General features: G+C 45.4%; 13 protein-coding genes. 5 read left to right on the forward strand and 8 right to left on the reverse strand.

What is annotated here, in order from left to right:
* The first annotated feature begins 27 nt into the window (after positions 1 to 27).
* The 3 genes from DVG78_RS15550 (at position 28) to DVG78_RS15560 (ending at position 4812) form a co-directional block, all read left to right on the forward strand.
* The gene (locus DVG78_RS15550; RefSeq protein ID WP_114461986.1) at positions 28 to 2112 is read left to right on the forward strand and encodes a glycoside hydrolase family 97 protein; all 2085 of its coding nucleotides are present in this window, start codon (positions 28 to 30) and stop codon (positions 2110 to 2112) included.
* Positions 2113 to 2142: 30 nt separating this feature from the next.
* Positions 2143 to 3045: a class A beta-lactamase, subclass A2 gene (bla, locus tag DVG78_RS15555; RefSeq protein WP_114461987.1), complete on the forward strand. Its 903-nt coding sequence runs from the start codon at positions 2143 to 2145 to the stop codon at positions 3043 to 3045.
* Between the two features lie 93 nt (positions 3046 to 3138).
* Entirely contained in the window at positions 3139 to 4812 is a 1674-nt protein-coding gene (locus tag DVG78_RS15560; protein ID WP_114461988.1) for a D-alanine--D-alanine ligase family protein, read from the forward strand.
* 72 nt (positions 4813 to 4884) lie between these two features.
* On the opposite strand, the gene ctlX is transcribed toward DVG78_RS15560, so the two are convergent.
* The 6 genes from ctlX to bshA all read right to left on the reverse strand — a co-directional run bounded on the left by ctlX (position 4885) and on the right by bshA (position 11033).
* Complete coding sequence (gene ctlX / locus DVG78_RS15565) at positions 4885 to 5826, reverse strand: citrulline utilization hydrolase CtlX (protein ID WP_114461989.1); 942 nt, start codon at positions 5824 to 5826, stop codon at positions 4885 to 4887.
* 20 nt (positions 5827 to 5846) lie between these two features.
* On the reverse strand, positions 5847 to 6413 hold the full coding sequence (locus DVG78_RS15570) for a Uma2 family endonuclease (protein WP_114461990.1): 567 nt from the start codon (positions 6411 to 6413) through the stop codon (positions 5847 to 5849).
* A 61-nt stretch (positions 6414 to 6474) separates the two neighbouring features.
* The gene (locus tag DVG78_RS15575) at positions 6475 to 7920 is read right to left on the reverse strand and encodes an arginine deiminase family protein (protein WP_114461991.1); all 1446 of its coding nucleotides are present in this window, start codon (positions 7918 to 7920) and stop codon (positions 6475 to 6477) included.
* A 214-nt stretch (positions 7921 to 8134) separates the two neighbouring features.
* On the reverse strand, positions 8135 to 9055 hold the full coding sequence (locus DVG78_RS15580; RefSeq protein ID WP_114461992.1) for a bifunctional metallophosphatase/5'-nucleotidase: 921 nt from the start codon (positions 9053 to 9055) through the stop codon (positions 8135 to 8137).
* A gap of 9 nt (positions 9056 to 9064) precedes the next feature.
* Positions 9065 to 9823 (reverse strand): 5'-nucleotidase C-terminal domain-containing protein, encoded by a 759-nt coding sequence (locus tag DVG78_RS15585; protein WP_114461993.1) that lies wholly within the window; start codon positions 9821 to 9823, stop codon positions 9065 to 9067.
* Between the two features lie 49 nt (positions 9824 to 9872).
* On the reverse strand, positions 9873 to 11033 hold the full coding sequence (gene bshA, locus DVG78_RS15590) for an N-acetyl-alpha-D-glucosaminyl L-malate synthase BshA (protein ID WP_114461994.1): 1161 nt from the start codon (positions 11031 to 11033) through the stop codon (positions 9873 to 9875).
* 170 nt (positions 11034 to 11203) lie between these two features.
* Between bshA and DVG78_RS15595 the strand changes: the two genes are divergently transcribed.
* Together DVG78_RS15595 and DVG78_RS15600 are read left to right on the forward strand one after the other, a co-directional pair.
* On the forward strand, positions 11204 to 12079 hold the full coding sequence (locus DVG78_RS15595) for a geranylgeranylglycerol-phosphate geranylgeranyltransferase (protein ID WP_229598240.1): 876 nt from the start codon (positions 11204 to 11206) through the stop codon (positions 12077 to 12079).
* A gap of 36 nt (positions 12080 to 12115) precedes the next feature.
* Positions 12116 to 12817: a TapB family protein gene (locus DVG78_RS15600; RefSeq protein WP_114461996.1), complete on the forward strand. Its 702-nt coding sequence runs from the start codon at positions 12116 to 12118 to the stop codon at positions 12815 to 12817.
* An 84-nt stretch (positions 12818 to 12901) separates the two neighbouring features.
* Here the strand turns inward: DVG78_RS15600 and gldD are convergent, their stop codons facing one another.
* On the reverse strand, positions 12902 to 13504 hold the full coding sequence (gldD, locus tag DVG78_RS15605) for a gliding motility lipoprotein GldD (protein ID WP_445508807.1): 603 nt from the start codon (positions 13502 to 13504) through the stop codon (positions 12902 to 12904).
* A 76-nt stretch (positions 13505 to 13580) separates the two neighbouring features.
* Entirely contained in the window at positions 13581 to 14339 is a 759-nt protein-coding gene (locus DVG78_RS15610; protein WP_114461998.1) for a biotin--[acetyl-CoA-carboxylase] ligase, read from the reverse strand.
* Positions 14340 to 14351: the final 12 nt, after the last annotated feature.

The raw sequence follows: 14351 nt of genomic DNA on the forward strand, positions 1-14351 counted from the left end.
AAATGAACCAACAAAACCTATGATAAAATGAAGAATACGTTTACCCTTAAAGCTGTCCTCTACGTGGTCGGGGGGCTTCTACTCCCTTTTTTGCCGCAAGCACAGCAATCTATTTCCGTTACCTCTCCAAATCATTTCGTTGCGCTAACCACCACCTTGGCTACAAATGGCAATGTACAGTACCGCGTCAGCTACAAAAACAACACTTTTATCGAGCCATCTTCTCTGGGTTTTTCGTTGAGCAGGCCCAAACTTACCCTTTCCCAATTCAGGATTATATCCGTTGATTCCTCCACGACCGACGAAACTTGGCAGCCCGTTTGGGGCGAAGTAAACCGCATTCGAAATCATTATAAAGCCCTCAGCCTACTCCTGAAGGATAAATCAGGCGTGTTGGTCAAGGTACATTTTCGGGTGTTTAACGAGGGTATCGGCTTTCGGTACGAATTTCCCAAACAGGAAAATTTGACGCATTTTGTGGTTGCCGACGAGTTGACCCAGTTTAATTTGGCGGGAGACTACAAAGCGTTCTGGATTCCCGGCGATTATGACACCAACGAATATCTTTATAACACCACCAAACTCAGCGAAGTAAACGCCGTAGCGGCGGCGGCCAAAGAAACCGACATCGCGCTCAAGTCTGTCATCGGCCCCAATGCCATACAAACACCGCTGATGCTCAAAACGCCTCAGGGGCTTTACATCAACCTCCACGAAGCGGCATTGGTCAACTATCCAGTGATGCATTTGATGTTGGAAAAAAAAACGTTTACGCTTACATCGCACTTAGTACCTGATGCCGTGGGCAACAAAGCTTATCTGCAAACGCCTTTTCAAACGCCTTGGCGCACCATCAACGTCAGCGATAAAGCGACCGACATTTTGGCTTCAAAGCTCATTCTCAATCTGAACGAACCTTCCAAAATCACGGATGTTTCGTGGATAAAACCGCAAAAATTCATCGGGATGTGGTGGGAAATGCACGTGGGGAAAGCCACTTGGGAGAAAGCGGGCGGAAAACACGGGGCCAACACGGCCAACGTAAAAACGTACATTGATTTTGCGGCAAAACACGGTTTTGACGGTGTTTTGGTGGAAGGCTGGAACGAAGGTTGGGAAGATTGGTTTGGCAACTGGAAAGAAAATGTGTTTGATTTTATTACCCCTTACCCTGACTACAATTTGGAAGAACTGACGGCCTACGCGCGGCAAAAGGGCGTCCGAATCATCATGCACCACGAAACCTCTGGCTCGGCCACCAACTACGAACGCTGGATGGACAAAGCCTACAAATACATGAACGACCACCAAATAAATACCGTCAAAACGGGTTATGTCGGCAAAATCATTCCCCGGGGCGAGCACCACGACGGTCAATGGATGGTCAATCATTACCAGCGCGTCGCCGAAAAAGCCGCGGAGTACAAAATCATGGTAGAAGCCCACGAACCCGCGCACCCCACGGGCCTCCACCGCACCTATCCCAACTGGCTGGCCAACGAAGCTGCGCGCGGCAATGAGTTTAACAATGCCCCCAAACTCGGCCTCGTGCCCGAGCACGAAACCATATTGCCTTTTACCCGGTTGATGGGCGGGCCCATGGACTATACACCCGGCTTTTTTCATTTTCAGTTGAACCAGTACGACGCCACCCGTACTACGCGCGTCAAAACAACCCTCGCCAAGCAATTGGCGCTGTACGTGACAATGTACAGCCCTCTGCAAATGGCGGGTGATTTTCCCGAAAATTTCAATAAACATTTAGACGCTTTTCAATTCATTAAGGATGTACCCGTAGATTGGGATGACACCCAAATTTTAGAGGCCGAACCTGGCGATTATATCACCATTGCTCGCCGGGAAAAAGGCAAACCTAACTGGTTTTTGGGCGCTATTTCTGATGAAAACAGCCGGACAACCGCGCTTCCCTTGAATTTTCTGGAAGAAGGCGCCACTTATCAAGCTACCATTTATCGAGATGCCGAGAATGCCGATTGGCAAACCAATCCTGCGGCGTATTCAATAGAAAAAATGACCGTTACAAACAAAACAACACTGAATTTACGTTTAGCTAAAGGAGGCGGTTGTGCCGTCAGTTTTCGTAAAATGTAAGTTTTTATTCTTTTTTCAAGTCCAATATCCATGCAAAACACTACTTTAAAAGCCACACTCTTTACGCTTTTCATTGCCCTAATGTCTCATTCTTCAATGGGCCAAATCGACCCATTGAGACAAAAAATCCAGCAAATCGCCTCTAAAACCGATGGCACATTGGGCGTGGGGATTTTAGGGTTGGAAAATCGAGACACGCTTACGCTCAACAATCACGTTCATTTTGCGATGCAAAGTGTGTACAAGTTTCATCTAGGATTGGCCATTTTGAATCAGGTTGATAAAGGAAATCTCAAACTGAACCAGAAAATCCTCATTCAGAAAAAAGATTTACTGCCAGATACGTGGAGTCCATTGCGCGAAAAATATCCCAATGGAAACGTAGAAATCCCCCTCAGTGAACTGATTCAATTTACGGTTGCCCAGAGCGACAACAACGGTTGTGACATTTTATTCAGAATTATGGGCGGGCCAAGAGTGGTTGACAACTACATCAAGAGCATTGGCATGACGGATGTTTCGATCCGTACCACAGAAGAAGAAATGCATAAAACCGAAGGTGCACAGTTTACCAATTGGACTACTCCTTGGTCGGCGGTGCAATTATTGGAGAAATTTTACCAAAAGAAAATTCTTTCGCCTGCCAGCCACGCCTTTATGTGGAAAGTATTGACCGAAGCCAACACCGGAAGCGGAAAAATCAAAGGATTGCTGCCCGCAGGAACCCTCGTTGCGCACAAATCGGGTCTTTCGGGAGCAAACAAGGAAGGCATTACGGCGGCCACCAACGACATCGGCATCGTGACCTTGCCCAACGGTAAGCATTTTATCATTTCCATTTTTTACGGAAACACCAAATTGAGCGACAAAGAAAGCGACAAAGTCATTGCCGAAGTAACCAAAGCAGCTTGGGATTATTTTTCGGCCAAATGAACTAGTAGTTTGTCGTTTCAAATTCCGAAAAGCGTCGCTACCTTTGCCCATTGTCTCATTTTCCATTCACTACTACTCTAATTAGTTTACATCGTGCGTATCGGAATCTTTTTTGGCGGCCCCGCGCGTGAGCGCGAAATTTCTTATGCAGGCGGTAAAACGGCCTATGAAAACATGGACAAGGCGTTGTTTACGCCCGTATTGGTATTTGTAGACAGCCTCGGCAATTTTATCCTGACCGACGAGTCTACCCTTTATCATGCTGGCATCCGCGCTTTTTATCCAGGGCCTGCATTCAGAGAAGGCGGTTTTGAAGTATACATTGAGTCGTTACAGCAACAACTTTCGCAGGCTGAACTGGAGGCATTGATGCACGGCATCGGCACGCCAATTCAACCGCAAGATTTCAAAAAATATTTCGATTTTGCTTTCATTATCCTCCACGGCCCCGACTGCGAAGACGGCGCCATTCAGGGCCTAATGGAGTGGCACAAAATGCCGTATATGGGTCCGGGGCTGCTCGGCTCGGCGGTAAGTATTGATAAAATCTTGCAAAATGAGCAAATCGCCCGCGCCAATGGTCAGCAGAAAAAAATGAAAGTAGTCCGCTGGGAAGAGTGGAACGGCGGTGATATAAACACCATTTTTGAGGCGGCCAAAGCCGCCGTAGGATTGCCCATCGTGGTAAAAGCGCCGCACCAAGGCTCTTCGATTGGGGTAGCGATTGTGAAAGAAGACAGCGCTACGGCCTTTGCAGCCGCCATGAATCAATGTTTTTTCTCGTTGGAAATAAAGTCCGACGATTGGAAAAGTTGGTCAGAGACCGAAAAACACGCTTTTGCGCAGCGCATCGGCAACCTCGACGAAAGCATCGGTTATCCCGTAGTGATTCAGGAAACGGGCGAAACCATTTACCACCCAATCGACTTAATTGAAAAACTGGATTCTTCCCTCTTTTCTTCCCACGTATCGCTGCTATCCGTTAATGCCGAAGACCAAGTGTTGTTGGAAGAATTTATGACGGGGCAGGAGTTTTCGTGCGGGGTCATTCAGGACGACGACGGCACCGTCATTGCCTTGCCTCCTACCGAAATTGCCAAAATGGACGAAAATCAGACGTTTGATTTCAAGACCAAATATAAACTCAACGTTACCCGTAAGTTTATTCCAGTAAGAACGGTACTGGAAAACAACCAAAAAATTCAATACAACATTGCATTGGTATTTGAGAAATTGGGCATGAACGCCGTAGCTCGCATTGATGGCTTCCTCACTCCCGACGGGCGTGTGCTGCTTCACGACCCCAATACGCTGCCCGGCATGTCGCCTACTTCTTTGATTTTCAAACAAATGGCCGAAATCGGATTGGACGTTACGCATGCTATCACGTACCTGATTCGGCAATCATTGCGCGAGCGTATTCGTACAGGCAAAGACACGGTGCATTTACGGCAATTGCTGACGGCTTTAGATGCCAAAATTGAACAAAAACTTTCGGAGTTGACTTTTCAATCGGTTGAATTTGAGGCTACTACGGAGGCTTATATTGAAGCCCGCCGTACCTTCAGCCAACTTTCTGCCTCGGGTACAGTAAAACCCACAGCCGTGTTGAAAATCAGCGATGAAGAAAAATACGAATTACCAGTAAGTCTGCTTTTTAAAGATACAATTGAAGATGTATTGGAAATGGTTTCGCAACCCCTACACCCACTCATCGAAGAAACCCGCGAAAAAGCGAAAAATATTACCCGTCGTTTTGTGGGATAAAAAAACGATACTTGCCAAGTCTGGGCGACCCTGTCTAGGCGGCCCTGTCCAAAAACTTGGCAAGTATAAAATTTATTTTTCAGGTAAGTGTACCTCGGCCATCATGCAGCGGGCTGAGCCGCCGCCGTTTCCTTCAATGACCGACAAATCGAAGTGCAAAAGCACGGCGTAATCGTCGATTTCGTCGCGTTGCTTGGCAGAAAGAGATTCAAACGCCTGCGTCGACATCACCAACAGTTTTTCTCCGCGTTTGTTATTGACCAACAGCATATTACCCGCAAAACTATTCATCTGTTCTAAGGTGATTTCAATCACTTGTTTGCCCGTTTTTTCGAGTTCTTCACGAACCATGAGCCGCTCGTCGGGGTCTTGAATCGACTGCAAACATACCACCGCAAACGAATCGCCGACGCACATCACCACGTTGGTGTGGTATACGGGTTTTCCACCCGCATCCACCGCGTTGAACTTCACAATTTTATAGCCTGTTTCGTTGGCAAAAGCATCCAGCACTTCCTCGTGTGTGCGGGGTGAAAGGCAGGCATACGCAATTTTATAACGACGGTCTAGCACCATGCTCCCCGTGCCTTCGAGGTATTTTCCCTGCTGCTCAAACGACGACAAATCAATGATTTCTTCCACCTGATAGCGCTTCCTGAGGTCTTCGATGATATCCATCCGTCGCTCCAACCGACGGTTAGGGGCTTGCATCGGATACAGTACTACCTTACCACTTTGGTGAAAAGAAATCCAGTTGTTAGGAAAAATCGAATCGGGTGTAAAAGGCTCAGGCGTATCTTCATAGACGGTTACCTCTACGCCCGCCGCTGTAAGCTGCGACACCATGTGTTCAAACTCTTCCAAGGCTTCCTGTTGGGCAGCTTCTTTGGTCTTAGCGGCAATCTCAACGCTCTGAAATGCGTTACTTTCGGCGGTTTGTTCATTAAAAGCGAATCGCACCGGTCGAATCATCAGAATGTGCGATGTGGCTTGGGGTTGCATTTTGTGCGACATATCAACTTCTTTTTCTGATTTTAGGAAAACATTTGGGATACCTCAAACTGAAAATCAGCGATTACGGGCGCTGCTGAAATTACCTCATTACCTTTATAAGCCTTTGATTCATCAGGGCTCGCATAAACGTAAATTTTTTGTTGCTTAGGAACAATGTACCACACCAACAGCCCCCCTGCGTCAAAATAATCCTGTACTTTGTCAATCACATCTTCAAAAGATTCAGAATCAGACAGTATCTCAATGGCAAACTTAGATTTTACCCGCACTTTTTGGCGCATTTGCTGGATTTCTTCGGCAGTAAAATAAGTCAAATCAGGCACTCGCTTTCGGGTTTCGCTTACGTAAGAGTCTAACTCTGGCAACAGCATATCCCCTTTTTGAAATGCTGTAGTTTGCATGAAAGTGCGTAACAAAAAGTTTGCGATAAAAGCTTCGTCTTGCTTCATAGATTCCTTTTGAATGATTCTGCCATCTAAAAATTCAAAACTCCCTTCCGACACGTGTTGGCGCTGCCAATTTTCAAACTCTTCGACGGTTTGAAGGTCAGTAGGCAATACTTCAGTTTGAACTAATGTGGTTGTCATAGCTTTCTTAATTTTATCCTAAAATTAGCCATAAAACTGATGAATCAAAATAAGAAATTGACTAAAAATCATCCCGTAAAATCGGTAAACTCATGCAATGTGAGCCTCCACGCGCCCGCGAAAGCTCTGCCGAAGGCAACATGATAAACGTATCTGTGAGGGTATCAGGCGAGGAAATTCCCGCTTCAAATTCATCCAATAAATCTTTGGCCCGAACGGTCCTGAACCCTGCCGTCCGAAACGCCTCCAGTGTTTTGTCGTTGCGGTCATAGCCTATCACAACGCCGTCTTTGAGCGCCAGTAAATTGCAGGAATCAGTCCATTGTTCACGTGCGCCAAAAGGAAATTCGTTGTTTCCCGAATAAATAAATTGCACTGGTTCTGCACACCCCAAGTCATTTTTGCTGATGTCGGTCAACAAATCTTCCAAATTTTCGATTTCGGTCGGTTTGTTTTCCCAACCTTTATTAAACTGCATAATTTGCAGGCGGTCTGGGTCTTCTTTAGGCGCAAAAAAGTGCAGCACATCCCGTTTTTTTGCTTCGTCACCTTGCCGCGCAATCGCTCCCAACAACACCCACATATTGCGTTTTACCTGCGTAAATACCGTATCAATGTGCATATAATCCCGCTTTTTAGGAATTTTGACGATGGTGATGGTATCCACCACATTTCGTTCAAACAGCGCTTTCATTACCTGCTGGGCCGCATAAAGCGTGGTACGCTCACTACAACCAATCAATAAATGTCGGGGTGCTACCATCATCACATCGCCGCCTTCGAGGGTTGAGCGCAGATAATCACTTTTTAGCTCATCGTCGGTCAACAGAAAATGGTGCTCGTTGTCGGGGATTTCGATGATATTGTCACGATACACCTCAAACATCGAATGGTAGAAAAAGATGTACTGCGTCAGAAGCGACTCCCGCGTGCGGGCCGTTTTGGCTGGTTTGTTCAACAAAACATAATCGTTGATGACGATTCCTATATCACGCGTGAAAATGAAATTGGGAACGGGCGCAAAAATCATGGACTTATCGGGCAATGACCCTGAAATCAGGATTTTAGCCAATTCCGACGCGTCGTATTCTTTGAGTTTATGTTGTATTTTGAACGAACAACGCTCAACCGCACAAATCGACGCAATCAATTTGGTTTTGATGGTTTCGTTTTCAAGAATTTCGGTCAAAAGTTTCTGAATATCGACCACCTTATCCGAATTAAAATACTGAGGATTTCCGGGCTTATAAAACGACCGCGAGGTATCGGCATCTATTTCTTTCAACTTCCCTTTTACTTTTTCAGGGTCAAGGAAATACAACAAAATCTTGACGTAATAATCGTACTCCTCACGCCGCATCGTATCGAGGTGGACGATGTCTTCAAAAAGCCAATCTTGGGCTTTGGAAGGAACCACTTTTCCTAACCCACGGTCAGGACTGTGAATGAGGAGTTTGCGCAGCGTGCCAACTTCAGAAGAAACCTTAAGTTGATGAGTTGAATTCATGAGAATAAGTTAGTAGTGATTCGTTTTGGTAAAATTATTGGGGATAAAATCTATCCCGAATAATTTTGAGACGAACCTAAAAAGTTGTTTTTTCGCAAAATACAATTTTGACGCAAAACAAATATCTATCAAATCAAAATAGCTTAAAATAGCGATTTTGGGATATACATTAAATCAAAAATGGGACTTTTGAAGGCAATTTAACAATCACAGTTTATTGGATTGATACACTATGACTGGTAAAAAAGACCTGCTTTGACACGCGGTCGAAGGTAAAATCAAGCCGTCCCAAACTCGCGCCCCCCCAACCTGCCTGATTCACTAGCACGGGCTTGCCGACCAGATTTTTCAAGGCGGTAGGTTCATTCAGAAACGTGTGTGTATGCCCACCGATGATTAAATCAATGTCTTTTGTTTGCGGTGCCATCACCAAATCTGACATCTCGCCGTCACTCATTTTATAGCCCAAATGCGAAAGGCACACCACCAAACTACATTTTTTCTCTTGGCGCAAAAACGTGGCAGTTTCATTCGCTGTTTTGATAGGGTCGAGGTATTTGGTCCCGCCAAACAGTTTTTCAGGAATGAGCCCTTTGGGGTCAATTCCCAAGCCAAAAACGCCAATTTTAACGCCCTTTACCGTAAATATTTTGTAGGGTTGCGCCAAGCCCTCCATGACCGTCCCTTTAAAATCGTAGTTGGCCACCAAAACGGGGAATTTAGCGTATTCTTTGATTTGCTTTACGTACAACTCCAGACCACCGTCAAAATCATGGTTTCCCATCGTAACCGCGTCGTAGCCCATTTGACTCATCAATTCAATCTCGGGACGGCCTTTGTAGAAATTGAAATAAGGCGTTCCCTGAAAAATATCTCCCGCGTCAAAAAGTAGCACGTTGGCCTCTTCTGACCTGATTTTGCTTAAAATACGCGCCCGGTTGACCACCCCACCACGTCCAGCCAAGCGGTCTGTTTTAGGAAAAGGTTCCAAACGGCTGTGCTGGTCGTTGGTGTGCAAAATGGTGATTTTCAATGACTCCGCGTTGGTGCCCGCCCAGGTTTCAAAAGGCCATTGTCCCAATGCTACCGCACCACCGATACCTGCTATGTTTCTAAGGAATAATCTTCTTTCCATTTCTTGATATTATTTTACGGTGGTCCGTCCGTCTTTTGTTGGGTTAAGCTCTTGATTTTGTTGCCCTTTCCGTCGTAAATAATCAGCGATGGCATCCCGCATCAGGTAACGAAGAATCTGAAAACCCTGATTGTTTTTAACGATAGCCGCCATGTCGCTACTCACGGCCATGTAGTCGCTCGTGATGAGCGTGTAGGTTTGTTTTAAATCCAGCGGTTTGCCGCCGATTGTTGCCTCCAGCGGTTTATTGGTCGCTTTGTCGATGACCAATTTCACGCCCGATTGGGGTTCTTTGCGTTGCGCCAAATACTCAATCACCTTCTGCATGGTTTCGCCAGTGAGCGTAATGGCCACCAATTCATTATCAAACGGCATAACTTCGTACACATTGCCGAGAGTAATATTTCCCGCGGGAAAATCAGTTCTGATTCCTCCGTTGTTGGTAATGGCCAAGTCTACAGGTTTACCCAAGCGTTCCTGTCCCATTTCGCGCAAAATATCCGCCATTAAATTCCCTAATTCAGATTCGGGTACTCCTTTGGAAAGTCGACGCGGCGATTTTACCAATACTGTATTCATGTTTGTTTCCAAACTGTCGCGGTAAGGCTGTAAATACGCAGCAATCTGTTGCGAAAGCGCTCCCGAGGGGGCTGAAGCGGTATCACTGACCGCGATGGGGCGCAGTTGTGCGGGTTTTGCAATAAAATAACGCGTACAGGCCGTCAACGAAGATGCAAACAGCGCAATCAGCAGGATATTTTTTTTCATTTTTTGGTTAGGTCAAGAATGTTGATGGCCGAAAGTTAAGAAATTCTCCTTAGCCTACGACCTTTAACTCTTTTTCCAAGGCCTCCCGACTTTCGGCCACGATGCGTTCGTAATAGGCTTCGTATTGCGGCAAGATATTGGCCAAATCAAATTCTTTGGCCCTTGCCAACGCATTTTCTTTAAAACGGGGGAGATTTTCTTCCTGTAAAATATACGCGGCGTTTTTGACCATGTCTTCGATGTCGCCCACATTACTCATAAACCCAGTCACGCCCTGAATATTAAGTTCGGGCAAACCGCCTGCATTTGACGTAATCAGTGGCACTTCACAGGCCATGGCTTCGAGCGCGGCCAAACCAAAACTTTCGGTTTCGGAAGGCATCACAAACAAATCAGCCACCGACAACACCTCCTCGATGGCGTCTAAGTTGCCCAGAAAACGAACATCGTGCATCAATTTCAACTCTTTACACATGTATTCGATTCGGCTTCGCTCGGGGCCATCGCCGACGAGCAACAACTTGGAAGGAACAATGTGACGCAGTTTATCAAACATCAACACAATGTCTTCGATGCGTTTTACCTTACGGAAGTTAGAAGTGTGAACGAGCAATTTTTCGTTATTAGGACAAATTGCCAGCTTGAAGTGGTCTTTTTTCTGCTTTTTAAACCGATCTAAATCAATAAAGTTGGGAATAACTTCAATTTCTTTGGTAATCGGAAAGGAATCGTTGGTTGCGTTTTTGAGAAACTCCGACACTGCCGTTACGCCGTCGGAAGCATTGATACTGAACGTAATTACCGGCCCAAAAGCGGCATCGCGACCCACCAACGTAATGTCGGTTCCGTGCAGGGTTGTGATAAACGGAATATGAATTCCTTGTGATTTCAATATCTGTTTTGCCAAATACGCCGACGATGCGTGCGGAATAGCGTAATGCACGTGCAACACATCCAGTTTTTCATCGTTTACTACATTAACCATGGCGCTCGAAAGCGCAGATTCATAAGGAGCGTATTGAAAAAGCGGATAATTGGGGATATGAACTTCGTGGTAAAAGATATTTTCGCCAAAAAAATCGAGGCGGGTAGGTTGCGAATATGTGATAAAGTGGATTTCATGGCCAACCGCAGCCAGGGCTTTGCCTAACTCGGTGGCTACTACACCACTACCCCCAAAGGTGGGATAACAAACTATTCCTATTTTCATTCGTAAACGGAGCGTTAGATGGACTGATTTAGAATTACAACAAAAAAAATCCAACTTTTTCTCCTTAGTGCATGTAAAGATTTTGTGAACTCGCGAAACGCTTCAAATTTTTTTGGTGTTTCGTACAGAGTTGAAACCCAAATCCATCATCCTCCATACTCAATTTTTCATTGAAAAAACGACTAACCATAAAAGACGTAGTGCTTGGTTTTCTGCGGCTTATCCGCTGGCCCAACCTCCTGATTATCGCAGTAACTCAGTACATGGCGCGGATTTTTCTGGTTGGCCCAACCCAAGATTGGCGGTCGATTTTGGGCGAGTCTACTATTTTTTTTATTAGTCTTTCTACCGTACTTATTGCAGCGGCGGGCTATATCATAAACGACTATTTTGACATAAAAATAGACCTCATCAATAAACCCGACCGGGTGATTATCGGCCGCTACCTCAAGCGTCGCGTGGCCATGGGTGCCCATCAGGTACTGAGTTTTGTGGGCTGTTTATTGGGGTTATGGGTGGGGAAATGGATTTTTTTAATCAGTGTCTTATCCGTAACACTGCTTTGGTTTTACGCCTCGTATTTTAAGAAACGCCCTTTTATCGGCAATCTTATCGTTTCTTTATTGACCGCCCTTTCGCTTTTAATTTTGGCCGTTTACTATCCTCAAAATCGTAATCTAGTCCTTCTGTACGCCCTTTTTGCCTTTGGAATTACGATGATTCGCGAAATCATCAAAGACATGGAAGATGTACGGGGTGATGTATCGCACGGCTGCCGCACGTTGCCCATTATTTGGGGGATTCCGCGCACCAAACTCTTCCTCTATCTTCTCATTGGTTTATTCATTCCTAGTCTTTTTGCGGCGGCACATTGGCTCAATAATCCGCGTCTGGGATGGATGTTTGTGGGCTTGGCATTGTTAATCAGTTGGTTGGTATATCGCTTGGTTTATGCCGATACCAAACGGGAGTTCGGAGCGTTGAGCAGTTTATGTAAAATCATTACGTTGGTCGGAATGGTTAGTATGATATGGATAGTTTTTTAAATTTGGGTCATTATTCATCTTTTCCCCAATTTTCAAATGAAAAAATACGCATTGCTCAGTCTCATCTTAATCGCAACGGTAATCAGTACGCGCATTCAGGCCCAAACGTGCATGGGCGTAAACATGAAAGCGGGAATGGGCTACGAAATGGTTTCTTATAGCGCCAAAGACAAACCCACTGGAAAAATAGTGTATACCGTCAAAACCGTAAGCACCGATAACGGCGCCACACTTATGTCTATGGAAATGCAAAACTTCGATGCAAAAGACAAACTTCAAGCGACCAACAATTATAAGTGTGCTTGCAAAGGCAATGAATTGATGGTAGATATGACGGCAATGATGGCGGGCCAAGAAAACCCCATGTTGAAAGATGCCAAAATGACCTTTACTTCTACCGACCTGACGTACAGCGATAATTACACGGTTGGTGCCACCCTGAAAGATGCCGAACTGAAAGGGCAAGGCGAAATGGGCGGAGGAATGATGCTTAACTACTCCATGTCGATGAAGAATCGGAAAGTCGTGGCTCAGGAAAATATCACCGTCCCTGCGGGTACATTCAATGCCTATAAGGTGACTTCCGACATGACCGTAAGTACCAAAACCATCATGAATATATCTTTTGATTTTCAAGTGGTCAGTTTTCGCGCCCCAAATGTGTTGTGGGATATACGCTCCGAAACGTATCGCAAAGACAAACTCATGGGCTATAGCGTCTTGACCAAAGTATTTTAGAAATCAGATGGGGACGTTTTGTTGAATACAGTTTATCAACAAACCACCAGTTTTACTCCACTTCGGGTTGCCCAACGGCAACCCTTATTTTTTCCATTTCAGGGTATTAAGCAGGTGCATGACATCTTTTCTGAGAAAATCAATGGCGGGCTTTAGGGAATCTTGCTTGTCGGCAACGGTAAAATATAGCGCCCCCCGCAGGTAATGCTTGGAAGAATCTGTCGTAAAAAACTGGGTATAACTCGGCACATCCCCCGCCAAATCAAACACCACCGCCGTTTGACCCGATTTTGTTTTGATTACCTGTTCCCGAATCCCAGTAGCCCTTACCTGATGTTTTCCCGCTAGTCGATATGCATCATTGATAAATCCCGACAAGCGCTGCGGATTGTTTTGTACCGACTTGTACGTCAACTGAATACTCGCATTTAAGGAAGGATACGCCACAAAAATCCAGTGCGGCTCCGCCATGCGGAAGGTATCGGGCAAAATCACTGCGCTTTTGGAGTATTCAAACGTGTAAGGATGATCTTCCTTCAGGGTTTGGTAGGTTTGGGGGGGCAAATCCATGCGCGGGTAGCCTTTGGGCTTAGGAACATAATCGGGCGTGGACGAACTACAGGAACTCAGCAAAAAGTATAGCGGCAAAAGGCAAAGAGTCAAAGACCCAATGAGGCCTTTGCCCATTTCCTTACCCTTCCCTGCTCCCCTGTTCCCATTTTCCATTTTCCGTTTTCCGTTGTCAATGGCAAACCCCATTTGATTAAAATACATAACTGATTTCCTTAAAATCAAAATATTCAAGTTTATTATTGATTTGAACCGCCAAATGCCCCGTTTCGGCTACTCCCACAATCACCCCTTCTATCTCTTCACCAGCCCGTTGAAATAAGTGCGGCTCCTGATAACGAAAAAGATGCTGCAAATAACGTGTTTTCAGGAGGTCATACTTTCGATTACGCAATAAAAGATAGTTTTTTTCAATGGAAGCCATCAAATCTGGGAGAAGTGATTCCAACGAAAACTCCTTTCCGAGCATCAACCGCAGCGATGTGGCGCGGCCTTCTTCAAAATCAAGCTGATTGATATTCAGGCCAATTCCTACGACTGAACTTTCCAGACGATTTCCCTGTAATGTATTTTCAATCAAGATTCCGCCTAGTTTTTGATTGTTTACGTAGATGTCGTTGGGCCATTTTATTTTTAGGGGAGGCCCCATGTAAGGAAGTAAAAAATCAAAAACTCCCAACGACACCGCAATGTTTAACCGAAACTGTTCATTTGCCATCAAAAAATGGGGGCGTAAAATCACGGATAGCGTAAAATTTTCGCCTGGCTTAGCGAGCCACTGATTGCCGCGTTGGCCGCGCCCTGCCGTCTGGTAATCGGTTATGACAACGGTCCCTTCCAAGCCTTGGCCTTGGCGCAACAAATCAGCCGCTTCGTCGTTAGTCGACTGACAAGATGGCAGATAAAGGATTTTTTTTCCAATAAACAGGGTTTTGGGCTTACTTTTGTACAAAATTTTTTAATT

The sequence above is a fragment of the Runella aurantiaca genome, assembly GCF_003339505.1.
GTDB classification, from domain to species: domain Bacteria; phylum Bacteroidota; class Bacteroidia; order Cytophagales; family Spirosomataceae; genus Runella; species Runella aurantiaca.